Annotated in this window: 20 protein-coding genes and 1 other RNA gene; 7 read left to right on the top strand and 14 right to left on the bottom strand. The window is 70.0% G+C overall.

The genetic code is table 11. The features are described 5' to 3' along the window. Nucleotides 1–477: energy transducer TonB (locus JWN21_RS08660; RefSeq protein ID WP_299648471.1), on the top strand; the 477-nt coding region annotated here is incomplete at its 5' end. A 212-nt stretch (nucleotides 478–689) separates the two neighbouring features. Here JWN21_RS08660 and ssrA read toward each other — a convergent pair. Further along, nucleotides 690–1,031: a transfer-messenger RNA gene (ssrA, locus tag JWN21_RS08655) on the bottom strand. 40 nt (nucleotides 1,032–1,071) lie between these two features. Between ssrA and JWN21_RS08650 the strand changes: the two genes are divergently transcribed. Then, nucleotides 1,072–1,503 (top strand): Rrf2 family transcriptional regulator, encoded by a 432-nt coding sequence (locus tag JWN21_RS08650; protein ID WP_299648468.1) that lies wholly within the window; start codon nucleotides 1,072–1,074, stop codon nucleotides 1,501–1,503. Nucleotides 1,504–1,571: 68 nt separating this feature from the next. On the opposite strand, the gene mscL is transcribed toward JWN21_RS08650, so the two are convergent. Beyond that, nucleotides 1,572–2,006 carry a large conductance mechanosensitive channel protein MscL gene (gene mscL, locus JWN21_RS08645; RefSeq protein ID WP_299648465.1) on the bottom strand — a complete coding sequence of 145 codons (435 nt, stop codon included), beginning with the start codon at nucleotides 2,004–2,006 and terminating at the stop codon, nucleotides 1,572–1,574. 98 nt (nucleotides 2,007–2,104) lie between these two features. Here mscL and JWN21_RS08640 point away from each other — a divergent pair, with 98 nt between their 5' ends. From JWN21_RS08640 to JWN21_RS08630, 3 genes are read left to right on the top strand one after another with little or no spacing between them, the layout of a single operon-like run. Continuing rightward, a complete protein-coding gene (locus tag JWN21_RS08640) occupies nucleotides 2,105–2,686 on the top strand; it encodes a LemA family protein (protein ID WP_299648462.1) in 582 nt (193 codons plus the stop codon). Between the two features lie 5 nt (nucleotides 2,687–2,691). After that, nucleotides 2,692–3,555, top strand: coding sequence for a YgcG family protein (locus tag JWN21_RS08635; protein WP_299648459.1), 864 nt, complete (start codon nucleotides 2,692–2,694; stop codon nucleotides 3,553–3,555). Continuing rightward, nucleotides 3,552–4,223 (top strand): TPM domain-containing protein, encoded by a 672-nt coding sequence (locus tag JWN21_RS08630; protein WP_367182925.1) that lies wholly within the window; start codon nucleotides 3,552–3,554, stop codon nucleotides 4,221–4,223. The genes JWN21_RS08635 and JWN21_RS08630 overlap by 4 nt, the downstream gene beginning before the upstream one ends. Before the next feature lie 14 nt (nucleotides 4,224–4,237). Here JWN21_RS08630 and JWN21_RS08625 read toward each other — a convergent pair whose 3' ends face one another. The 5 genes from JWN21_RS08625 to JWN21_RS08605 all read right to left on the bottom strand — a co-directional run bounded on the left by JWN21_RS08625 (nucleotide 4,238) and on the right by JWN21_RS08605 (nucleotide 11,191). Continuing rightward, nucleotides 4,238–4,519, bottom strand: a complete 282-nt coding sequence (locus JWN21_RS08625; RefSeq protein ID WP_299648453.1) for an ETC complex I subunit — start codon at nucleotides 4,517–4,519, stop codon at nucleotides 4,238–4,240. A gap of 10 nt (nucleotides 4,520–4,529) precedes the next feature. Further along, on the bottom strand, nucleotides 4,530–7,052 hold the full coding sequence (gene hrpB, locus JWN21_RS08620; protein WP_299648450.1) for an ATP-dependent helicase HrpB: 2,523 nt from the start codon (nucleotides 7,050–7,052) through the stop codon (nucleotides 4,530–4,532). A gap of 446 nt (nucleotides 7,053–7,498) precedes the next feature. Beyond that, a complete protein-coding gene (locus JWN21_RS08615) occupies nucleotides 7,499–9,469 on the bottom strand; it encodes a M3 family metallopeptidase (RefSeq protein WP_299648447.1) in 1,971 nt (656 codons plus the stop codon). Further along, complete coding sequence (locus tag JWN21_RS08610; RefSeq protein ID WP_299648444.1) at nucleotides 9,456–10,271, bottom strand: transglutaminase family protein; 816 nt, start codon at nucleotides 10,269–10,271, stop codon at nucleotides 9,456–9,458. Before JWN21_RS08610 ends, JWN21_RS08615 begins: the two co-directional genes overlap by 14 nt. Continuing rightward, entirely contained in the window at nucleotides 10,265–11,191 is a 927-nt protein-coding gene (locus tag JWN21_RS08605) for a transglutaminase family protein (protein WP_299648441.1), read from the bottom strand. Before JWN21_RS08605 ends, JWN21_RS08610 begins: the two co-directional genes overlap by 7 nt. Between JWN21_RS08605 and JWN21_RS08600 the strand changes: the two genes are divergently transcribed. Further along, nucleotides 11,185–11,958 carry an N-formylglutamate amidohydrolase gene (locus JWN21_RS08600; RefSeq protein WP_299648438.1) on the top strand — a complete coding sequence of 258 codons (774 nt, stop codon included), beginning with the start codon at nucleotides 11,185–11,187 and terminating at the stop codon, nucleotides 11,956–11,958. The genes JWN21_RS08605 and JWN21_RS08600 overlap by 7 nt on opposite strands. Before the next feature lie 60 nt (nucleotides 11,959–12,018). Here JWN21_RS08600 and JWN21_RS08595 read toward each other — a convergent pair whose 3' ends face one another. The 7 genes from JWN21_RS08595 to JWN21_RS08565 all read right to left on the bottom strand — a co-directional run bounded on the left by JWN21_RS08595 (nucleotide 12,019) and on the right by JWN21_RS08565 (nucleotide 21,055). Then, complete coding sequence (locus JWN21_RS08595; RefSeq protein ID WP_299648435.1) at nucleotides 12,019–13,437, bottom strand: efflux transporter outer membrane subunit; 1,419 nt, start codon at nucleotides 13,435–13,437, stop codon at nucleotides 12,019–12,021. Continuing rightward, the gene (locus JWN21_RS08590; protein WP_299648432.1) at nucleotides 13,430–16,621 is read right to left on the bottom strand and encodes a multidrug efflux RND transporter permease subunit; all 3,192 of its coding nucleotides are present in this window, start codon (nucleotides 16,619–16,621) and stop codon (nucleotides 13,430–13,432) included. The genes JWN21_RS08595 and JWN21_RS08590 overlap by 8 nt, the downstream gene beginning before the upstream one ends. Before the next feature lie 3 nt (nucleotides 16,622–16,624). Continuing rightward, nucleotides 16,625–17,824 carry an efflux RND transporter periplasmic adaptor subunit gene (locus JWN21_RS08585; protein ID WP_299648429.1) on the bottom strand — a complete coding sequence of 400 codons (1,200 nt, stop codon included), beginning with the start codon at nucleotides 17,822–17,824 and terminating at the stop codon, nucleotides 16,625–16,627. A gap of 55 nt (nucleotides 17,825–17,879) precedes the next feature. Continuing rightward, nucleotides 17,880–18,446, bottom strand: a complete 567-nt coding sequence (locus tag JWN21_RS08580) for a TetR/AcrR family transcriptional regulator (RefSeq protein ID WP_299648426.1) — start codon at nucleotides 18,444–18,446, stop codon at nucleotides 17,880–17,882. Between the two features lie 63 nt (nucleotides 18,447–18,509). Then, a complete protein-coding gene (locus JWN21_RS08575) occupies nucleotides 18,510–19,028 on the bottom strand; it encodes a hypothetical protein (protein WP_299648423.1) in 519 nt (172 codons plus the stop codon). Beyond that, nucleotides 19,025–20,365, bottom strand: a complete 1,341-nt coding sequence (locus JWN21_RS08570; RefSeq protein WP_299648420.1) for a HAMP domain-containing sensor histidine kinase — start codon at nucleotides 20,363–20,365, stop codon at nucleotides 19,025–19,027. Before JWN21_RS08570 ends, JWN21_RS08575 begins: the two co-directional genes overlap by 4 nt. A 6-nt stretch (nucleotides 20,366–20,371) precedes the next feature. Then, on the bottom strand, nucleotides 20,372–21,055 hold the full coding sequence (locus JWN21_RS08565) for a response regulator transcription factor (RefSeq protein WP_299648417.1): 684 nt from the start codon (nucleotides 21,053–21,055) through the stop codon (nucleotides 20,372–20,374). Nucleotides 21,056–21,157: 102 nt separating this feature from the next. Here JWN21_RS08565 and JWN21_RS08560 point away from each other — a divergent pair. Continuing rightward, a partial coding sequence (locus JWN21_RS08560; RefSeq protein WP_299648414.1) for a tetratricopeptide repeat protein occupies nucleotides 21,158–23,573 on the top strand: 2,416 nt, incomplete at its 3' end.

Here is a 23,573-nt window from a genome sequence, read left to right as displayed (position 1 = left end):
CCCAAGCCGATCGTCGTGACCCCGATCCCGCCGCCGCCGGTCGTCGTCGCGCCGGTCGCCGGACCGGGCGCGGACGCCTCCGCCGGGGCGGCGGACGTTCCGGGGCCGGGCACGGGAGCGGGTGGCGAGGGCAACGGGTTCGGCGCGGGCGGCGACGGTGACGGCGACGGTGCGGGCGACGTGCCGCCGCGCCGGGTCGGCGGACGCATCCGTGACTCCGACTATCCGCTCGATGCCAGCGAGAGCGGGATCAGCGGCAGGGTCGGCGTGCGCTTCGTGGTCGACGTGAACGGGCGGGTGCCGTCGTGCGAGGTGACGCGATCGAGCGGCAGCCGGCTGCTCGACGACACCACCTGCCGGCTGATCGTGCAGCGTTACCGCTATCGCCCGGCGACCGACGCGCGCGGGCGGCCGTTCCGGTCGGTGATCGTCCAGAACGAAAGCTGGATCATCAACGAGGAGCCGGAGGAGCGGTGATGCGCGAGGAGCGTCGCGGCAAAGCCGCGCCGTGACGTCGGACACGATGGCCAAGGACAAGCTCGGCCACCTGCCGGCCGCAGCTCGGCTGATCCCCGCGCAAGCTACGCCTGCTCTTGGGCCTTGCTGGTGGGGAGCTTCTGTTGCCCGGTGCCCCGCGCTTTTTGCAGAAAGTCCGGGGGGTTCTGTTGCCCGGCCCCCCCGGCGGCCGCTGGATTCCCTTCTGTTGCCCGGTGGGTCCGACCGCGCTTTCTACAAAATAACCTTAGGCCGTGAGGCCCTCAGTTACGCTGCGATTGCGAGTGCTTCGTTATCGTTGGCACTTATGGTTTAGGCCGTCACGGTGGTCCCATCCCGAGCAATAGCCGATGCTTTTCAACACACGTCGATCCTGGTTCGGCCCCATCAAAAACCCTCCCGAGGAAGGGCTTGTGGTGGAGCCGCCGGGTACTGCCCCCGGGTCCGCTGCGCCTATTGTACATCGCCGTTTATCGCCATAGCCGGGCGAACCCGGCACTCCCGATATAAGCCCGCGCAAGTTAACGTGCAATGGCAAGCCTTTCGCTCGCCACAAATGGGCGGCATAGGCTCGCCATGCTTACCCAGCGTTCCCGTTACGCGCTTCGCGCCATGCTGTTTCTCGCCGAAGCGCCCGCCGGCAGCGCGCCCATCCCCATGACGCGCATCGCGATCGCGGCCAACGTGCCGCGCAAGTTCCTGGAGCTGATCCTGGCCGACCTGCGCGAGGCGGGGCTGTTGCATTCGCATCGCGGCAAGATGGGCGGCTATTGCCTGTCGCGCCCCGCCCACCTCGTCTCGCTGGGCGAGATCATCCGCGTGATCGAGGGACCGCTGGCGCTGATCCCCTGCGTCAGCCGTACCGCGTACCGCGCCTGCGCCGATTGCCGCTCGGTGGCCGACTGCGCGATCCGTCACGCGATGCTGCGCGTGCGCGACGAGACCGCGCGCATCCTGGACGGCACCAGCCTGGCCGACGCCACCGCCAAACAGCTCGTGGCCGCGTAACCCCACGTCCGTTCGTCCCGAGCATCGTCGAGGGACACTGTGTCTCGACTTCGCTCGACACGAACGGTTTAGGCTGTTCGCCCGGCGCGCAGCTCGTCTCTGATCTCGCGCAGCAGCACGACTTCGGCGGGGTCAACGACGACCCCCGGCTCGGCCTTGGGGATCATCCGGTTCACCGCGCGGACCAGCAGGAAGATGATGAAGGCGATGATCAGGAAACTGACCGCCTCCGTCACGAACTTGCCATAACCGAACAGCGGTACGCCGGCCTTTTTCAGCGCCCCGTAATCACTCAGCGACCCGGCATAGCCGGCCGGTATGTTGCCCAGCCGAACGAAATAGCTGGAGAAATCCAGCCCGCCGAACACGCGCCCGATCACCGGCATGATGAGGTCGTCGGTCAGCGACGTCACGATCTTGCCGAACGCCGCACCGATGATCACCGCCACCGCCAGATCGAGCACGTTGCCGCGCGCGATGAACGTCTTGAATTCCCCCAGCATGGCCACCCTTTTCAGTTCACCTGCCAACGGCCCCTATGGCGAGCATGGCCGATCGCCAAGCTCGTGCGTATAGCAGGGGCAACAGGAGACGCCGTTCGATGCTGTACCGCTACCTTCCCCTCGCGTTGCTCGCGCCGCTGGCAGCGTGCGGCATCAACTCCGTGCCAACCGCCGAGGAGGAGGCGAAGGCGCGCTGGGCCGATGTGCAGAACCAGTATCAGCGCCGCGCGGACCTGATCCCCAACCTGGTCTCGACGGTGAAAGCGGCGGGCGCGCAGGAAAAGGCGATCCTGGTCGAGGTGACGCAGGCCCGCGCCGCCGCCGGCAGCATCCGGCTTAGCGGCGACGACCTGACCGACCCGGTCAAGGTCCAGCGTTACGCGCAGGTTCAGGGCACGATCGGACTCAGCTTGCAGCGGCTGCAGGAGGCCTATCCCGAGCTGAAGAGCCAGGGTGGCTATCGCGACCTGCTGGTGTCGCTGGAGGGAACGGAGAACCGCATCACCGGCGCGCGACGCGATTACAACACGGCGGTGCAGGCCTACAACACGCGCATCCGCACCTTTCCCGACGCGATCGGCGCCAAGGTGATCCACGGCGCCAAGCCGATGGTGCCGTTTCAGGCGGTCACCGACGGCGCCGAGATCGCGCCGTCGGTCAATTTCGGGAATGCGAGCTGAGCCTGATGCGGGCTGGGCTGCTCGCGCTGGCGCTGCTGGCCGCGCCAGCGACCGCGCAGACGCTGCCGCCGTTCACCGGGCTGGTCGTCGACGCCGCCAACGTGCTGCCGCCGGCGACCGAGGCGGACCTGACCGCGAAGCTGCAGGCGCTGCAGCGCGACACCAAGCGGCAGCTGGTGGTAGCGACGATCGCCGACCTGCAGGGCGTCACGATCGAGGAATACGGCCTGACGCTGCTGCGCGGCTGGGGCGTGGGGCTGAAGGGCGTCGACAACGGCGCGATCCTGTTCATCGCACCCAACGAGCCGGCCGGGCGGCGCGGCCCCCGGATCGAGACCGGCTTCGGGCTGGAGCCGATCGTGACCGATATCTTCGCCGGTCGCGTGATCCGCGAGCAGATGATGCCGCTGCTCGTCGCAGGCGACGTGCCGGGTGCGATGACCACGGGGACGGACGCGCTGGTCGCGCAACTCCGCGCCTCGCCCGAGGAGGCGCAGGCCAGGGTCGACGCGGCGGCGGCCGAGTTCGACCGGACGCACCGGCGCGCGCCCGCCGGGACGAGCGGCGGCGGGTTGCCAATCGGTTTGATCTTCTGGGGACTGGTGTTCTTCCTCGTCATCCTGCCCGCGCTGCGCGGCGGCGGCGGTCGCCGTGCGCGGCGGTCGGGCGGCGGCAGCGCCTGGCCTATCGTGCTGTGGTCGATCGGCAGCGGCCTTGGCGGCAGCCGGGGCGGCGGTGGCTGGGGTGGCGGGGGCTTCGGCGGCGGTGGTGGCTTTGGCGGAGGCGGCGGCGGCGGCTGGGGCGGTGGCGGCTTCTCTGGCGGCGGCGGCGGCTCTGGCGGGGGCGGCGGCGCGTCGGGGTCGTGGTGAGCTTGTTGTCGGAGACCGATCACGCGCGCGTGACCGCGGCAGTGACGGCGGCCGAACAGGCAAGCGCAGGCGAGATCGTGACTGCGGTTGCCGAACAGTCCGACCGCTATCATGACGCCGCGCTGCACTGGGCGGTGCTGGCGATGCTAGCGGTACCGGCACTGCTGGCGTGGCGGCCCGGGTGGGCCGCTGCCGCATGGGGGCTGATCGCGGGAAGCTGGTCCGCGCCCCCCGCCGGCGCGCCCTTCGTGGTCGCGCTGATCGGCGGCGTGCTCTCGTTCCTGCTCGCACGATTGTTGCTTGCCTATCGCCCGCTACGCCTCGCCCTGACGCCCGGCATGACCAAAACGCGGCGCGTGCGACGCCAGGCGCTGGCGCTGTTCCGCGTCGGTGCGGAGCGGCGCACGCGGGGGCGCACGGGCGTGCTGATCTATCTGTCACTCGCAGAGCGGCGGGCGGAGATCATCGCCGACGCCGCCATCCACGATCACGTCGCGCAGGACGTGTGGGCGGACGCGATGGCCGCGCTGCTCGGCCCGGTGCGCGACGGTCGCACGGCGGACGGACTGATCGCCGCCGTCGAACTCGTCGGCGCGGTGCTAGCCGAAAAAGCGCCTCGCGAAGGCAACGATGTCAACGAAATCCCGGATCGGCTGGTCGAGACCTGAGCGGCAATGCTCAGTCAGCGGAAATTATCGGCATAGGCCTGCAGCTTCAGCTTCGACTCCGGCGCGGGCACGACGTGATGATCCCAGCCCTCACGCACGCAATGCGCGATGGCGGCTTCGGCCGTCGGAAACGACAACCGCAGCTGATCGCGCGTGTCGCCGCTGCCCGCCCAGCCGGTCAACGGGTCGGCGCGCTTTGGCTCCGCCGGTTCGAACTCCAGCTGCCAGAGGTCGGTGTTGGCGCGGCCCGACTGCATGGAGTTCTTCGGGCGTTGAAAGATGCGGGCGGTGGGCATGGGCGGCACCTTATCGCGTGCCGCGCGCCCGCGCATCCGCATTCTTCGTCCGCAGCGTCGCCGACGCGCTCGCCGGGTCTTCGGGCCATGGATGGCGGGGATAGCGCCCGCGCATCTCCTTCGCCACCGCCGCCCAGCTGCCTCGCCAGAAGCCAGGCAGGTCGCGCGTGGTCTGGATCGGGCGACCCGCGGGCGAGGTGAGACTGAGCACCAGCGGCACCCTTCCCTCGCCCACCGCCGGATGCTCGGCGAGACCGAACAGCGCCTGCACGCGCAACTCGACGCGCGGGCCGCCTTCGGCCGCATAGTCGATGGCGTGACGCGACCCCGCCGGGCTGACGAACTCGCCCGGCGCGAGCCGATCGAGCCGCTGGAGGGCAGGCCAGTCGAGCAGGTTGCGCACCGCGTCGGTCAGCGCGCCCGCGTCGATCTGATCCAGCCGGCGCTTGCCCGTCAGCAGCGGTGGGAGCCAGTCGTCGAGCCGATCGAGCAGCGCCGCGTCGTCCATCGCCAGCCCGGCGTGCGCGGCGCGCGCCCGCAACGCCTGCGCGGCCTCGCTCCACGGTAGCATCCCCACGCCATGCTCACGCACGCCCGCCGACAGCGCCGTGGCGATCGCTGCGGGTGCGGCGTTCGCGTCAGGTCCGGACGACAGCCGCAGTTTGCCCAGCAAGCGCTCACGACGCGCGTCGACGCTGCCCGTGCCGGGATCGAAGCTGACGGTCCGGCGCGTCTCGATGCGGTCGGCGAACAGCGATTCGATCGTTGCGAGATCGATCGCGGCGCCAGCGAGGATGCGGGCGCCGCTTGCCGCCCCTTGCGTCTCCGCCACCGCCAGCCACTCCGCGCGGGCCAGCGATGAGGTAGGGTCGAGCCGGAACCCGCGTCCGCCCGACGATGCCCATTGCTCGCCGGAAGGGTCACGGCGCCGAACGATGCGATCGGGAAAGGCGATCGCGATGCAGGTGGCGAGGGCATCTCCCCTACCGCTCGCGGGAGGGGTTGGGGGTGGGTCTGTCCCAACAACGCCGCCCACATCCCCACCCCTAACCCCGCCCGCAAGCGGGAGGGGAACAGATGTTGCCCACCGCCGCGCCATCGACCGTGCCGCGTCCGCCTTCTTCCCCCGCTCGCCACGCCAGCGCCGCAGCCGTTCCATCAGGTCCGCATCCGTGCCGCCGATCCCGCGCTCCGACAGCAGCACCGCCGCCTCCGCCGCTATGCCGACGAGGCCGCGCTCGCCGGCGCGCACCAGCATGTGCGCCAGGCGCGGCGGCATCGGCAGGGCAGCAAGCGCGCGGCCGTGCGCGGTCGGCCGACCATTGGCATCGAGCGCGTCCAAAGCGCGCAGCCGCTCCGTAGCCTCGGCGACCGCCGCCGGCGTCGGCGGATCGAGCCACCGCAGATCGCGCGGGTCGGCCACGCCCCAGATCGCGCTGGCGAGCACGAGCGCCGACAGGTCGGCCTCGGCGATCTCCGGCGGGTCGAAGCGTGGCAGGCCGGCGGTGCCCGCCTCCTCCCACAGCCGATAGGCCACCCCCGGCCCCTGTCGCGCGGCCCGACCCGCGCGCTGGTCGGCGGCGGCGCGGCTGGCGCGTTCGGTCACCAGCCGCGTCATCCCCACCGCCCGATCGTAGCGCGGTCGGCGTGCGAGTCCGGAGTCGATCACCACACGGATGCCGTCGAGCGTCAGGCTGGTCTCCGCTATCGAGGTGGCGAGCACCAGTTTGCGTTTGCGGTCCGGGTCAGGCCGGATCGCGGCGCGCTGCTCGGCGGGATCGAGCTGCCCATGCAGGCGGTGCAGCACGACGTCGCCCGGCAATCGCTCCAGCCGCTCCGCCACCCGCTCGATATCCGCGACCCCCGGCAGAAAGGCGAGCACCCCACCCGCCTCGTCGGCCAGCGCGCGGCGGATCGCGGCGGCGACGGCGTCCTCCATCCGCTGGTCGCCGGTGCGGCCGAGATGCCTGAGCGTCAGCGGCCAGGCACGCCCTTCGCTCTCGATCACGGGCGCATCCGCCATCAGTGTCGCAAAGCGCGCGCCGTCGAGCGTCGCGGACATCGCGAGCAGGCGCAGGTCGGGTCGCAGCCCTCCCTGTGCGTCGAGTGCAAGCGCCAAGCCGAAATCGCCATCCAGGCTGCGCTCGTGCACCTCGTCGAACAGCACCGCGGCAACCCCGGCCAGCTCCGGATCGGCCTGAATGCGCGCAACGAAGATGCCTTCGGTCAGCACCGTCACGCGCGTCGCCGCCGACCGCCGGCTGTCCATGCGCGTGGCATAGCCGAACCGCTGCCCCACCGGCTCGCCGGCCAGCGCCGCCATCCGCTCGGCCGCGGCGCGCGCGGCTAGCCGGCGCGGGCTGAGCAGCAGGATCTCGCCGTCGCCGACCCATGGCTCGTTCAACAGTGCCGGGGCGACGGCCGTAGTCTTGCCCGCTCCCGGCGGCGCGACCAGCACCGCGTTCGACCCGTCCCGCAATGCTTGCAGCAGGTCGGGGAGAACCTGAGATATGGGAAGAGCGGGTGCGTCCACACCCGCCCGCCTAGAGTATGAAGTCGCCTGCGACGAGGGCGGGGTTGGTGTGCAGGAGGATCGACAGGTCGGCGATGCCGTCGCCGTTGGTGTCGGCATCGATCGTGGTGAAGCTGTCGATCACACTCGCGCGCAGCTGGCCCGCGATGTTGGTGAATGCGGCCGCTCCTCGGCGATGGTCAGCGACGGCTTGGCGTTTGGCCCCGTTCCGGCACGATCCGCGGCGATGAGGCCGTATAGCGGCTCGGGGTCGGCAGTTGTCACCGCCGCAGAACAGATCGGGAGGCGCAAATCGGGGCGGCGATGTCGCCATCGAAGCGGTGCGACAGATCGCGATCGATTGTCCGAAGTGACAGCATGCGAACGACGATCAACCGACCACGACCCGCGCGCGAGCCGACCCGCGCCGGGGCCATGCTCCTGCAATCGTTACGGATATCTTGCGATCAGAGCCCGCGCGAGCGCAGCAGCGCTGACTCCTGCGGCGGTCTTCCGCGAAAGGCGATGAACGAAGCCATCGGGTCGCGCGTGTCGCCGCGCGCCAGAACTTCGCGCGCGTACCGGCCGGCGAGATCGCGGTCGAACGGATCGTGCGCGAACGCTTCCCATGCATCGGCGTCGAGCACCTCCGCCCAGAGATAGCTGTAATATTGGCTGGCATAGCCGCCGTCGAAGATGTGGGTGAAGTGGTTCAGCCCGTGCCGGGGGACGATGGCACCGGGCATGCCGAGACCGCAGAGCAGCTGCTCGGCATGCGCCTGCGGATCGGTGTCCTCGGTCAGGCGGTGCAGCGACAGGTCGACGAGCGCGGAGGCGACAAATTCGATTGTCGCGAAGCCCTGCCCGAACGTGTCCGCGCGGCCGATCGCCTGCGCGAGCGCATCGGGCACGCCCAGCTCGGCCAGCACGGCCGGTGCGACGATCCAATGCTCCATGAACTTGCTCGGGAACTCGACGAAATCGCGTGCCACCGCCGTGCCCGCCTGGCTGGGGTAGGTGACGTCAGACAGCAGCGCGTGGAGCGCGTGGCCGAACTCGTGAAACAGCGTCCGCGCCTCGTCCAGCGACAGCCCCGCGTCAGCGCCGGCGAAGTTGGCGACGACATAGACGATCGGCCGCACCGGATCGTCCATCGCCTCCTGCACGCGCAACGAGCCCATCCACGCGCCGCCATGCTTCTCGGGTCGGGCGACGAAGTCGGTGTAGAGCAGCCCGACTGGTTGCCCGTCGCGGGTGACCGCCCACGCGCGTGCATCCGCGTGCCAGGTCGGCAGCTCGTCGCGCAGCGCGAAGGCGAGTCCGTATAGCCGCCCGGCGACCCGGAACGCGGCGTCGCGAACCCGCTCCAGCGTCAGGCACTTCTTCACCTCGCCGCCATCGAGCGCGAAGCGATCGCGCCGCACCTGCTCGGCATAATAACGCCAGTCCCACGCGGCGATCGTCACGCCGTCCGGCGTCGCCAGCCCCTGCAGCTCGGCCTGTTCCTCGCCCGCGCGCCTGAGCGCAGGCACCCATACCCGGCGCAGCAGCGCGTCGGCCGCGTCGGGAGTCGCCGCCATCGTATCGGTCAGCGCATGAGCGGCGAAGCTGCGATGCCCGAGCAGCGCCGCCTTTTCGCGTCGTAGCGACAGGATCGCGGCGATATCGGCGCGGTTGTCGTGTTCGCCGCCGGAGCAGCGACCCGTGAACGCCCGCCACAGCCGCTCGCGCAGCTCGCGACGGCGGGCAAAGCCAAGAAAGGTTTCGACATCGCCGCGCCCGAGCGTGACGAGATGACCCGTCAGCCCTGCGGCGGCGGCGCGCGCGGCGGTCAACGCCAGCATCGCGTCGGGAAGCCCGGTGCATTCCTCGGTACTCAGGTGCATCGACCAGTCGGCGGTCGCCGCCAGCACGTTTTGCCCAAAGCGCGTCGACAGCGCCGACAGCTCCTGCTGGATCGCCGCGAACCGCGCCTTCTGCTCCGACCCGAGCAGCGCGCCGCCATCGACAAAGCCGCGATGGCTGTTCGCCAGCAACCTGGCCTGCGCCTCATCGAGCGACAGATCGGCGCGTTGTGCCCACAGGCGGTTCACGCGCGCGAACAGTCGCGGATCGTGCGCGGTGGCGATGCCATGCGCGGTCAGCATCGCGCCCACCTCCGCCTCCATCGCGCGGAGCTCGGCCGACGATTGCGCGGAGGTGAGCGTCCAGAAGATGCGCCGCACGCGCGCCAGCGCCGCGCCCGCCTGTTCCATCGCCACGATCGTGTTGGCGAAGGTCGGTGGCGACGGGTCGGTCGCGATCGCCTCGATCTCCGCGCGCGCCAGCGCAATGCCGGTGCGGAACGAGGGCAGGAAGGCGTCGGGCGTGATGCGGTCGAATGCCGGGGCGCCGAACGGCAAGGGGCTTTCGTCGAGCAGCGCGTCAGCCAACCGCATCGACCTCGTCGGTATGGACCTCGAACCCCGCCAGCGTCGCCGGGCCGAACGTCGTGGTCAGTGCGGTATCGGTCGCGTCGCGGCCGCGCGCCATCAGGATGCGGCCGATACGCGCATGGTTGTGACGAGCATCGAACGTATGCCACCCGCCGCTGAGATACACGTCGAACCAGGCGGAGAAGTCCATCGGGGTCGCCGACGGCGGCACCCCGATGTCGCCCAGATATCCGGTGCAATAGCGCGCCGGGATGTTCATGCAGCGACACAGCGTGACCGCCAGGTGCGCGAAGTCGCGGCACACGCCCTGCTGTTCCTGATGCGCGTCCCATGCGGTCTTGGTCGGGCGGGCGTGGTGATAGCCGAACTCGATGTGATGGTGCGTCCAGGCGACGATCGCCTTCACGCGGCTCCAGCCCGGCGGGATGTGACCGAACAGCGACCACGCGGTTTCCGACAGCCGGTCGGTCTCGCAATACCGGCTGCCGAGCAGGAACGTCAGCACGTCGTCCGGCAGTTCCTCGATCGGATGCTGGATCGCGTCGGGGGTCTGCGGGTCCAACTGCCCGCTGTCCTCGATCGTGAAGTCGCAGCTGAGCGTCAGCCCCCCGGGCGGCACCGTCACGCGCGTGCAGGTGTTCCCGAAGGCATCGAGATAGTCGTAGATCGGGACGTGCGGCGCCGTCGTGATCCGATGCGGGGTGCGCAGGTCCTTGTGGCGCGACGGGTGGACGCTCAGGATCGCCAACATCGGCGTGGGCACATCGGCGGCGAAGTGGATGTCGTAGCCGGCGCGGATCAGCATGGAACGGGTTCCTTCGCATCGGTTCTGTTTGGGGGGCGGAGAGGAACGGGCGGCTCGGCGATTGCCACGTCAACGCTGACGGTCATGTCGATGAAGCTGCCGGGAAAGCCGCTCCAGCTGCCCGAGATCGGCACCGCCTGATAGATGTCGCGTGCGATGGCGACGCGGATCAGGCCGGCATTGCCGATCGTGCCATTGGTCGGATCGAACTCGACCCAGCCGGAACCGGGCAGATAGACGCGGACCCAGGCATGCGTGTTGCCGCCGCCCACCCGGCCCTGACTGTCGGTCGGGTCATAGACATAGCCCGACACGAAGCGCGCCGCGAACCCCAGCGCGCGCACCGCCTCGATCATCAGCATCGCATAATCGCGGCACGTCCCCTTGCGCCGCTCCAGCGTCTCGATCGGGCTCTGCGTGCCCTTTTCGGGGCGCGAGACATAGGTGAATTCACGGCGGATTGCCGTCGTCATGTCTGACAGCAGTTTCAGCGTGCCGGTCTGCCCGGTCCCGACGAAACGGCGCGCCCAGCGGTCGATCTGCCGCAACGGATCGTGATGCTGGCGCTCTATCGAGCGCAGCAGGTCGGGCATGTCCTCGGCGGAATAGGTGAAGGGATAGGTCCGCGCGTAATCCTCGATGTCGACATGCTCCAGCTCGGCGGGGCTGTGCTGGAGCAGCGTGCGGCTGTCGAAGCGCAGCCGCTTCGCCTTGCGGTCGAAGCTGGCGATCGCGACCGAATTGCCGAACACGTCGTGCACCCAGCGAACCTCGCGCGGTTCGGGGTCGATCAGCAGCGTCGATTCGATCAGCCGCAGGTCGAAGCTCTCGCGCGGACGCACCATGATCCGGTGCTCGCCGAAATCGACGGCTTGCTTGTAGGTATAGGTGGTGACGTGCGAGAGGTTCAGGAATGGCATCGGCTACTCCTTCGCTGCTCACGCCCGACGATCCGCCGCCGGTCACGGTGCTGAACCCCGACGGCGCGTCGCCGTTCCTGTTCATCGGCGATCATGCCGGCAATGTCATCCCCTCCCGACTCGGCTCGCTGGGCCTGCCGGACCATGAGCTGCGGCGGCATATCGGTTGGGACATCGGCGTCGGCGGACTGGGGGCGATGCTGGCCGAGGCGATGAAAGCGCCTTTCATCCGCCAGACCTATTCGCGCCTGGTGATCGACTGCAATCGCCGCGAAGGTGCGCCGGATTCGATTGCGGCGGTCAGCGACGGGACGGTGGTGCCGGGCAACGCGCATCTGTCGGCCGACGACCGCGCCGCCCGGCTGGCCGAGCTGCACGACCCGTACCATTGGGCGATCGAGACGGAGCTTCAGCGGCGAGCGGCGGCCGGCGTGCCGACCGTGCTGATCGCGCTGCACAGCTTCACGCCGCGCCTCGCGTCCGGCGCGCCGCGCCCGTGGCATGTCGGCGTGCTGCACGACGGCGGTGATCCTAGTTTCGCCACGGCGCTGCTGGTGGAACTCGCCCGCGACGCGGCGCTGGTGGTCGGAGACAACGAACCTTACCGCATGGACCTGATTGACTACACGATCCCGCGCCACGCCTATTCGGCCATGCTGCCCTATGCGGAGCTGGAGATCAGACAGGACCTGATCGCGGACGAGGCAGGCCAGCGACGCTGGGCGGCGATCCTGGCGGACGCGCTGACCGCCGCGTTGAAGGTTTGATCCGACCTTCCTGAAATGCCCTCCCGGCGGAAGCCGGGGAGGTGCTTTTCACGGAACGGATCAGAGTCCAGTGGTCTCCCGCACGCCGCCACCCAGCGCGACGTACAGCGATACCTCGCTCTGCAGCTGCGCGCTGCGTAGCGCCAGCAGCTGCTGTTCGGCCGCGAACAGGTTGCGCTCGGCGTCCAGCACCTCGAGATAGATCGAGAGGCCGTTGGCGTAGCGCAGCCGTGCGACGCGGGCGAGGCGGCGCTGCGCGTCGACACCGCGCACCTGCGCGGCGATCTGGTCGGCATATTGACGCCGCGCGATCAGCGCGTCGGCGACCTCGCGGAACGCCTGCTGCGCCGCGAGTTGATAGGCCGCGATCAACTCGTCGGCCTGCGCGCGCGTGAGCGCAATGCCCTGGCGGCCGGTGCCCCAGGTCAGGATCGGCTGCGTCGCGTCGATCCCGGCGCGATACTGCAGCGCGTCCCCGCCGATCAGGCTGCCCAGCGCCGGCGAGATGAACCCAAGCAGCCCGGTCAGGGAGATGCGCGGCAGAAACGATGCGCGCGCGATGCCAATATTGGCGTTAGCCGCGCGCAGCCGCTGTTCGGCCGCCAGTATGTCAGGCCGATCGAGCAGCAGCGCGGACGGTAAGCCGGGCTCGACCGACGCATATTGCGCGGGGTCCGACAGCGGCCGTGCAGGCGGTAGCGGATCGGCCATCGGACCGCCGATCAGCACCGTGAGCAAGTTCTCGCCCTGTCCAGTGGTCCGGCGCAGCTCGGCCAGCTCGGTCTCCGCCTGCGTCAGCAGCAGCGCCGCCTGATCGAAGTCGACCGTCGAGGTGACCCCGGCGCGCTCGCGCAGCCGGGCGATGCGCAGGCCCTCGCGCCGACCGGTGACGGAGCGCTGAGCAAGCGCGATCTGCTCCTCGCCGGCGCGGATCTGCAGATAGGTGGCGGCGACCTGCCCGATCAGGGACAGGCGGAACGCGCGCTCCGCCTCGACGGTGGCCAGATATTCGCGCCGCTGCGCTTCCGACAGGTTGCGCACCCGGCCCCAGAAATCGAGCTCGAAGCTCGCCACCTGCGCGCCCAGCGAGAACTGGTTCTGAGTGACGGACACTTCACCACCACTACCAGCGCCGGGGAAGCCGAAGGAGTTGGTGGGCGTGCGGCTGCGTGAGGCCCCGGCGACCAGATCAACCTGCGGCAATCGCGCGGCATCCTGGATACGGAACCGCGCGCGCGCCTGCGCGACGCGGGCGACCGACTGCGCGAGGTCACGGTTGTTGGCGAGCGCGGCGGCGATCAGCGCCTGCAGCCGGGCATCGCCGAAGAATTCGCGCCACCCGATCTCGCTCGCCGCGCGGCCGGGTACGCCGGAGCCCGCAAAGGTATCCGGGATCGGGGCGGTGGGCTGCACGAACTTGGGCGTGAAGTTGCACCCGGCCAGCGCGGCGGAGAGGAGGAAGAGAGAGACCTTACGCATGGGCGAGACTCCTCCCCTCGGCACCCCGCTCGGGGTGGCGCTCGGGGTGCGGATTGGGGCACTTCCTCGACAGCCATTTGCGGGCGGCGAAGTAGAAGACCGGCGTGAAGAAGATGCCGAATATGGTCGCGGTGATCATTCCGCCCATCACCCCGGTGCCGACCGCGTGCCGGCTTGCCGCACCCGCGCCGCTGGCGATCACGAGTGGCACCATGCCGAGGATGAACGCGAGCGACGTCATCAGGATGGGCCTGAGGCGCTGGCGTGCGGCTGCCAGTGTCGCCTCCAGCGGTCCGTTCTCGCCCTCCTCGTCCTCGATTGCGAACTCGACGATCAGGATGGCGTTCTTTGCCGCCAGACCGATGATCGTGATCAGGCCGATGTTGAAGTACACGTCGGCCGACAGCCCACGCAGCATGGTGAACAGCACCGCGCCCAGCACGCCGAACGGCACCACCAGCAGCACCGACACGGGGATCGCCCAGCTGTTGTACAGCGCCGCCAGCAACAGGAACACGACCACCAGGCTGAGCCCCAGCAGCGTGCCGATCTGCCCGCCCGCCTGCTTCTCCTCGAAAGCGGTGCCCGTCCATTCATAGCCCAAGCCGGGCTTCAGGACGCGTCCCGCGATCTCCTCCATCGCAACGAGCGCCGCGCCCGAGCTTTGGCCCGGCGCGGCCTGGCCCGAGATCGTCAGCGACGGATAGCCATTGTAGCGTTGCACCTGGGCCGCGCCTGCGGACCAGGACACCTTGGTAAAGGCGGAGAAGGGGACCATCTGCCCGGTCGCGTTGCGCACGCGCAAGGCCAGCACGTCCTCCGCCTTCATCCGCGCGGGCGCGTCCGATTGCAGATAGACGCGCTGCACCGTGCCCTGGTTGGAGAAGTCGTTGGCATAGGCGGAGCCGAAGCTGATCGACAGCGTCGCGTTGACGTCGGCGATCGACAGCCCCAGCGCGCGCGCCTGCACCCGATCGATGTCGACATACAGCTGCGGGCTGGGCGCCTGCCCCTCCGGCCGCACGCCGGCAAGCACCGGGTTCTGCGCCGCCGCCGCCAGGATCGCGCCCTGCGCCGCCGCCAGCCCGGCGGGATCGTTCCCGACGCGGTCCTGCAGCTTCATCGAGAAGCCCGTCGCGTTGCCCAGCGCCTGAATCGCGGGCGGATTGAGCGCGAAGATCGTCGCCTCCGCGATCCCCGCCGTCGCCCCGAACACCCCGCCGATCACCGCCTGGACGCCGTCAGCGGCGCCCGTGCGCTCCTCATAGGGCTTGAGCTGCGCAAAGGAGAGCGCGGCCGACTGCCCTTGGCCGAAGAAGTTGAAGCCGATGATGGAGAACACGGCGCCGGCCTGCGGCTGTTTGGCAAGATAGGCTTCGGTCTGCTTGACCGCGACTTCCGTGCGGTCGGCGGTGGCACCGACGGGCGCGTCGTAATTGACCACGAAGTAGCCCTGATCCTCGTCGGGCAGAAAGCCGCCCGGCAGGCGCGTGAACAGCGCGAAGGTGATCACGCACACTACCGCGAAGACCGCCAGCCAGCGGACCGGGCGCGCCAGCATGCCCGCCACGCCACCGATATAGCGGTCGGTCGCGCGGCCGAACCGGGTGTTGAAGCCGTTGAAGAAGCGCTGCGGCCACCCGCGCCACCCGGCATGCGGCTCCACCCGCTCGCCCGGCTTGCCATGGGGTTTCAGCATCGTCGCGCACAGCGCGGGCGTCAGGGTCAGCGCCAGCACTGCGGAGACGAAGATCGAGACCGCCAACGTGACGGAGAACTGGCGATAGATGCCGCCGGTCGAGCCGGGAAAGAAGGCCATGGGGATGAACACCGCGATCAGCACCAGCGTGATGCCGATGATCGCGCCGCGGATCTGCCCCATCGCCTTGATCGTCGCCTCGGGAGGCGACAGCCCCTCCTCCGCCATGATGCGCTCGACATTCTCGACCACCACGATCGCGTCGTCGACCAGGATGCCGATCGCCACCACCATCGCGAACAGCGACAAGGTATTGATGGAAAAGCCGAACGCCCACAGCCCCAGGCAGCCGCCCGCCAGCGCGATCGGCACCACGATCGCCGGGATCACCGTCGCGCGCCAGTTCTGCAGAAACACGAACATGACGAGGAACACGAGCAGCATCGCCTCGATCAGCGTCGTGACAACATTGTCGATCGAGGTCGAGATGAACGGCGTGGTGTCATAGGACACCGCCCAGCGGATGTCGGGCGGGAAGTTGCGCTCCAACTCGCCCATCCGCGCGCTGACCGCGTCGCGGGTCGCGAGCGCATTGGCGCCCGCCGCGAGCTGAACGCCCAACCCGGCAACCTCCTTGCCATCCAACGTCGATTTGAACTGGTAGTTGTCGGCGCCGATCTCGACGCGCGCGACATCGCCCAGCCGCACCGTGGCGCCGCCCGGATCGGCGCGCAGGATGATGTTCCGAAACTGCTCGGCGGTCTGAAAACGGTTCTGCGTGACGATCTTGGCGTTGAACTCGGTCCCGGCAGCCGTCGGTCGATCGCCGATGCCACCGCCCGCAGTCTGACTGTTCTGCTCGCGCACCGCGAGCAGCGCATCCGCCGGCGACAGGTTGAACCCCGCCAGCTTTTCCGGATCGAGCCAGACCCGCATCGCCTTTTCGGAACTGAACAGCCGCACGTTGCCGACGCCGGGGACGCGGCGGATTTCGTTCAGGATGGTGGTCGACGCGAAGTCGCCGAGATCCAGCGCCGGCGTGCGCCCGGACTTTGACTGCAACGTCAGCACCTCCAGAAACCCGGAGGAGTTATCGGTGATCTGCACGCCTAGCCGGCGCACGTCTTCGGGCAGGCGCGGCTCGGCGCGGTTGAGGCGGTCCTGCACCTGGGTGCGGGCGACATCCAGATCGGTGCCGGACTGAAAGGTGACGACCAGCTCGCCAGTCCCGTTCGCGCGGCTGGTCGACGCCATGTACAGAAAGTTGTCGACGCCGTTCAGCTCGCGCTCGATGACGGCGGTGACGTTCTTGTCCATCGTGTCGGCGTCGGCGCCGTTATAGGTGTAGGTGAGCGTCAGCGAGGGTGGCGCGACCGACGGGTATTGCTCGATCGGCAGCGCGTAGAGCGCCATCGTCCCGAACAGCGCGATGAACGCGGCGATCACCCACGCAAAGACCGGGCGGTGGACGAAGAAGCTGTCCATGACTCAGCGACCCCCCTGCTGCGGCGCGGCGGCTGGCGGGGCGGCGGCAGGGGGAGCGCCCCTGACCTGCACCTTCTGGCCGGGCTGCACCTTCTGCCAGCCGTCGATGATGACGCGCTCGCCGGCCTTCAGACCGCCCTTGATCGTCCAGTCGCCGCCGACCTGGCCGCCGAGCTGGACCGGGCGCGGGCTGGCGGTGCCGTCTGCCGCGATCACGATGACGCTGCTGCCGCGATCGCCGAACTGAATCGCGCGCGCGGGCAGCAGGATGCCGCCGGCCGTCGTGCCGACCGCGATCCGGCCGCGCACGAACTGGCCCGGCAGCAACAGCCGGTCACCATTGGCGAACACCGCGCGAAGGATCTGGCTGCCGGTCTGCGGGTCCACCGTCTGATCGGCGAAGTCGAGCCGGCCGACGACGCCATAGTCCTGCCCATTGGCGAGCAGCAGGCGCACCTCCACCTCGCGCAGCGGCCTGGCCGCCGCGCCGCCGGCAAGCCGCAGGTCGAGCAGCGCGGCGCTCGACTGCGTGAAGACGGCATAGATGGGCGAGGGCTGTTCGATCGTCGCGAGCAGCGTCGCCTGGCCGGCATTGACGAGCGCGCCTTCGGTCACGAGCGCGCGGCCGATGCGCCCCGAAATCGGCGCGCGGACGGTGCTGTAGCCCAACGCCAGGTTGGCCCGCGCCAGCGTGGCGCGCGCGTCGGCGACGTTGGCGGTTTCCGTGCGCAGCGTCGCCTGCGCGGCGTCGTATTCCTGGCCGCTGACCGCGCGTTCGCGGATCAGCGGCGCGTAGCGGCGGATGACGGAGGCGGCGTTGCCGCGCGCCGCCTCTGCCCGCGACAGTGCGGCGCGTGCCTGTGCCACCTGCTGCACCAGATCGCGCTGGTCGATGCGGAACAGCGGCTGACCGGCGGCGACATCGGTGCCCTCGCGGAACAGCAGGCGTTCGACGATGCCGTCGGCGCGCGCGCGCACCTCCGCGGTCCGCACCGCCGCGATCCGGCCGGGCAGTTCGACGATGTTGGGCACGTCCTGCGCGCGCACCGTGACCGCAACGACCAGCGGTGGCGGACCTGATCCCGGCGGGCCGCCCGCGCCGCCGCCCGGCGCGGCTTCGCCGCCGCTGCAGGCGGCCAGCGACAGCGCGGTCACGAGGAACGCGATCAGAAACAGAGTAAGCGAGCGGAAACGAGCGAACATGGGATGTTCTCCGGGGAACATGAGCCGGGAAAGGAAAGGCGATACGGGGCGGCGGTCAGCCGTCTGGGTAGGTCATCGCGCAAAGCGCATCGCGCACTGCCTGACTGACCGGCGGCGGCGTGTCGGCATCGTGCAGCGACGACAGCCACACACCGTCCGCGGCCAGCCGCACGATGGCGCAGGGCACATTGTCGTCGGTCGCCGCGTGGCGGGCGACCTGCTGTTCCGTCCAGGCCGCCCAGCGCCGTTGCAATGCCGGATCGGCCAACATCGCCAGGCACAAGGTGCGTGCCGGCGCCGCGTCGCCGATCTGGTGAGGGTTGAAGACGCTGTTCAGCAGCGCGCGGGTGAAGCAGCCATGCGGCTCCGGGTCGTCGGCGATCAGCGCGGCGAACCGCGCCTCAGCATCCGCCACGATCAGGTCATGCACGCCGTCGATCAGCGCCTGCTTGCTGTGAAAGTGGTGGAAAAGGCCGCCCTTGGTCACGCCCGCCGCCTTGGCGACGGCATCGACGGTGACGCCCGCAAGGCCGTGCGCAGCGATCATCGTCGTCGTCGCTTCGATCAGCGCGGCGCGTACTTTCTGCGGGTCCTTGCGACGTTCGTAGGCGGATGGCGGCATGGTCGATCCTGGTAAACCGACCGTCCGGTATCTTCCTAGAGAAAGGTTGTCTATCGCTACCGATCAGTTGCTGACCAAATAATAGCGGGCTGGGGTGACACCCGGATTGCCGATGCTGATCTTAAAACGGCGCGTGAACACCGGCAGCCAGCGACACGCCACGCGCGGCGGCGTGACCTGCTGCTCGCACACCGCAGCGCCGTCGGGACCGGTGATGCGGACGCGCAGCGGGTGGCCGGCGGGAACCACCGCCACATGCGCCGACTCACCGGCCAGAAACACCTGCTCGGTCACCATCTCGGCGCCGCCCGGCAATTCGCCGTGGCGATAGGCGGGACCGGTGGCGCGCCCACGCCACGGTGTTCGCGGCCGGACCCCGGCGGCGAGTGCCCGCGCGCGCCAGCCAGCGGCGGTGCCGTCGCCGCGCGCGCCGAGTCGATCGAGCCGGTCGGCGGCGGCGAGCAGAGCCTCGTGCCGTCCTGTCATCAACGCGGCTTCGCCGGCCGCCAGCGCATCGGCAACCTGATCCACCGGCGCGGTCGATGTCGCGGCCAGCGCTAGCAAAGCCAGCAACGTCTTCACGGCGCGCGCTCGACGATGAAGACACAGCCGGGGTCGGCGTCCTCACACCGGATCGTCAGGTCGTGGCGTTCCGCGATGACGCGCGCCAGCGACAGGCCCAGTCCATGCCCCTGCCCCTGCCCTTGGGAGCCGCCGTCTGCCACGCGCTGGAAGCGTTCGAAGATGCGCTCGCGGGCGTCGCTCGGCACGCCCGGCCCGTCGTCCCTCACCTCCATGCGCGGTCCAGGCTCCACCACCAGCTCGATCCGGCCGCCTTTGGGCACATATTTGAACGCGTTGTCGAGCAGGTTGGACAGCAGCCGCGTCAGCTGCATGGCATCGCCCGACAGCTCGACGTCCGGGCTGATCCGCGTGACCAGCGACAGCCCGGCCTCTTCTGCGCTGTCGGCGAAGATGTCGGCGACCGACGCGGCCAGCGCAGACAGGTCGACGCGCTCGAACCCCACCCGATCACCACGCCGCGCCCGGCTTGCGGCGATGTCGAGCAGCGAGTCGAGCAACGTGGCGATGCCGCGTGTTTCCGCGCGCGCCTCGCCAAGCGCGGTGACGGCGTCCGGGTCGGCGCTGCGGTCGATCAGCTTCAACAGGCGATTGTCGAGGTGCATGAGCGGCGAGCGGATCTCGTGCGCGACCTGATCGGTCACCTCGCGCTGCGCATGGATCTGCGCATCCAGGCGATCGAGCAGCCGGTTCGCATGCGCGGCGAGCATGCCCAGCTCGTCGCGGGCGTCCGCGCCGGGAACGGTGCCGAGCGGTCCGCCTTCCTCGATCGCGCGAAACGCGGCGTTGATCGCCGTGACGCGCGCCCGCAGCCGCCGCGCTGCCCATGATGCGGCGAGTGCGGCTGCGACGAGGATCAGCACCGCCGTCGCGCCGAACGCCGCCGCGAGCTGGCGCAGCAAGGTCGTGCGGCCGCGATGTTCATGCGCCACCACGATGCGCAGGTCGGGCGCCAGCTGTGTCGCCCGCGCCCAGGCGGCTGCCCCACCGGGCAAGGTCACGAAGCCGGCCTGGCTGTTCTCCGCCGACAGCAACGGCCACCGCGCGATGTCGCCCGCGATCCGCTTGCCGCTCGCATCGGCGACCAGATAGTGGATCTGGTCGAGATCGCGCGAGCGCAGCGTCAGCCGATCGGCGACCCGCGCGACCAGCTCGTCACGGCCGCCGGTCGCGTGGATATCCGCCAAGGCGCCGACCTCGACATTGACCGCGCGCGCCAGCTCGGCGTCGCTGGCGCGGCGCACAACCGTCGCGGTGACGCCGTACAGCAGCGCGGTCGCCGCCAGCGCGAACGCCGCGATCGCCAGCGCGAAGCGGGTGAACAGCGACCGGTGCATCGCGCCTCAGGCGGCGACCAGGCGGTAGCCGGCGCCCCAGATCGTCTCCAGCACCGGCGTATCGAACCCTTCCTCCAGCTTGCGCCGCAACCGGCCGACGCTGACGTCGATGACGTTGGTCTGCGGATCGAAATTGAGGTGCCAGACATCGCGCAACAGCATCTCGCGCGTCACCACTTCGCCCGCATTCTCCATCAGATAGGCGAACAGCGTGAACTCCTTGGGGCTAAGCGGCACATGCCGGCCGCGGCGGTGGGCCGTACGGGCTTTCACGTGACATTCCAGGTCGCCGAACAAGATCACCGGGCTGTGCCCCTGCCCGGCCGCGCGGCGATGCAGCGCGCGGACACGGGCGACCAGCTCGGCGGGCTCGAACGGCTTGGCCATGTAATCGTCGACGCCCGCCTCCAGCCCGTCGACGCGGTTCTCGGCGCGACCCAGCGCGGACAGCATCAGCACCGGCGCCGCGACCCCGGCGGCGCGCAGCCGACGGACCAGCTCCAGCCCGTTCATGCCCGGCAGCATGCGATCGAGGATCACCAGATCGAACCGCTCCGCCGCCGCCCGCGCCAGGCCCTGCGCGCCATCGGCGGCCCAAGTCACGCGGTCGCCCTGTTGCGTCATCAGCGCGGTGACCTGTTCGGCGAGTCGGGCGTCGTCCTCGACATACAGGATGTGCAGGTCGGCCATCGCGCGCAGCCTAACACCAGTCGGCGCGGGCGGAGCAGTGAAAAAGCCTGTTAACAATCACTCGCGTGCATGCTTAGTGTCGCCACGTCGGGGGACATGAACATGAGTGGCTGGACGTCGGGGCACGTGCATCTGGTCGCGGGGGCGCTCGCAATGGTGGCGAGCGGCGCGGCCGCACAGACACCGAAGCCGGCGGATCTCGCCACGCTGAACGCGATGAAGCACGCCGCCGACAAGCTCGACGCGACCGGCGACCCGGCGGGGCACCGGGCGGGCTGGCAAAAGGTCCTGGACTACGCCCGCACGCTATATCCGCCCGGCCATGTCGAGCTGGCGATCATCGAGGGCGAGTTCATCGCGCCGCAGTTCCTGGCGGGCGATGTCAAAGGTGCGCTAGCCGACAACGAGAAGCTGGTGGCGAGGTTGCGCGCGGCCGGGCCGGCCTATGACGACCGGGTCACGGACAACCTCAACGGGCAGCTGGTGTTCCTGATGACGTTGGGCCGGCACGACCGTTCCCCCGGCGTCGCGGCCGAGCTGCTCGCCAGGCGCCAGAAGCAATACGGGACCGAGCCGCACCGCAATCTCGCCGCCGCATACTCGAACGCCGCCAATGCGGAATATGAGGTCGGCAACTACGACCGCGCGCTGGAGCTGGTGCGGCGCTCGATCACCGAGGCAAAGCGGCTGACGCCGGTGCCGCCAAATACTGCTGTCTGGCTCTCCAACCTTCCCGTCTTTCTGGCCGGTGCCGGGCGGCTCGAAGAGGCAGTCGAGGCAGGCCAGACCGCAGCGGCGGAAATGGCGACATTCCTGCAGGCGGATCATCCACATTTCGCGGCCAATCTCAACAACCTGTCGCGCTTCCAGCTGCAGCTCGGGCGCGCCGCCGACGCCGCCGCGACCGCGCGGCGCGCGGTGGCGATCGCGCAGGCACGGTTTGGCGAAAAGTCGCAGACCGCTACCTATCTGAGCACCCTGGCACAGGCGCTCAACGCGCAGGGCAAGTTCGCCGAGGCACGCGGCGTTGCAGAAGCGGCTGGACGCATCCTGGAAAGGGACCTCGGCGTCGACTCCGATCGCGCGCTGGTCGCCAAGGAGACGCTGGCGATCGCGCTTGCCGGTGCGGGCGATACCGCCGCCGCGATGACCGCGATGGAAGCGGTGGCGGCGGCGCGCGCCGCGAAGCTGCCGCCGCATCACCGCGATCGGATCGGCGGCGGTGATCGCATGGCGACGGTGGCGATGCGTCTCGACCGGTTCGAGGCGGCGCGCGATGCGCAGGCCGCCGCGCAGGCGCTGCGCCACGCATCGCTGCCCGCGGACGATGTGGGGCTGCTGGCGGGAGAGGCGCGGCTCGCGGCGATCGAGGTCCGGCTCGGCAAACGTGCCGAAGGATTGGCACGGGCGAGCGCCGCGACGGCGATGCTCGACACCCGACTCCGGCAGATCGCGGCCAGCGGCGTCCGGCGCGGCGGGCAGGAGCGCGAGGCACGCGCCGGCTATGGCTGGGCGCTGGATGCGGCATTGGCGGCGAACGACGCGCCGGCGGCGTTCCGCTATGCGCAGCGCTTCACCGCCACCAGCGCCGGACGCGCGGCGAGCGAGGCGGCGGCGCGGCAGGCGGCGGTTGATCCTGCCGTCGCCGAGCTGATGCGGCGACGGCAGGACGCGGCGATCGCGCTGGAACGTCATCTCGATCGACAGCTCCGCGCCGCGACTCGCGCCGGTTCCGCCGACACGGCGCGGGCGTTGGAGGCCGAGCGACAGGCGCTTTCATCCGAACTCGCGCGGCTAAGCGCCGAACTGCGCACCCGTGCGCCGGGTGTGGTCGGGGGCGAGCTCGCCGAGCCGGTGACGCTCGACGCGGCGCGCGCCGCGCTCGCGCCCGACGAGGCGTTGCTGGTCGCTGCCGTCGGACCGACGCGCACGGCGTTGCTGGCCCTCACCCGCGAGCGCGTGACGATGGTCGCCGCCGCGCTGAACGACGGGCGTGCGGCTGCGCTGGTCGGCCGCGTTCGTGCCAGCGTCACCGCCGGCGAGGAGCTGTCGCCGTTCGATTTCGCCGCTTCGGCAGAGCTGCACGCGGCGCTTATGCCCCCCGACGTGCACCGCACGATCGTCGGCAAGTCGCGTCTGCTGATCGCCGCCAACGGCCCGCTTACCGCGCTGCCGTTCGCGGCGTTGGCGCCGGCCCCCTCCCCTGCCGCCGCGAAGCCGTCGCTCGCCACCGCGCGCTGGCTGGTGCGCGACCATGCGCTCGTCACCCTCCCCTCGCTCGCCACGCTGGCGGAGCGACCGGCGCGGGTCACCACGCCGGGCCGGGTGGGCCAGTTCGTCGCGGTGGGCGCGCCCGCGCTGGCGGCGGCGGGAGGCACCCCGGCGTTCCGCTCCGCCGGCATGGCATCCCAGGTACGCGAGCTGCCGACAGTGCCGGCCAGCGCGGGCGTGCTGGGCGCGCTCGTTGACGCGCTGGGCTCGCGGAGCCGGCTGGTGCTGACGGGTACGTGCGCGACTG

It is taken from the genome of Sphingomonas bacterium (assembly GCF_028292945.1).
In the GTDB taxonomy this organism is placed as follows: Bacteria; Pseudomonadota; Alphaproteobacteria; order Sphingomonadales; family Sphingomonadaceae; genus Sphingomonas.
This window is presented reverse-complemented; position numbering and strand designations above follow the sequence as displayed.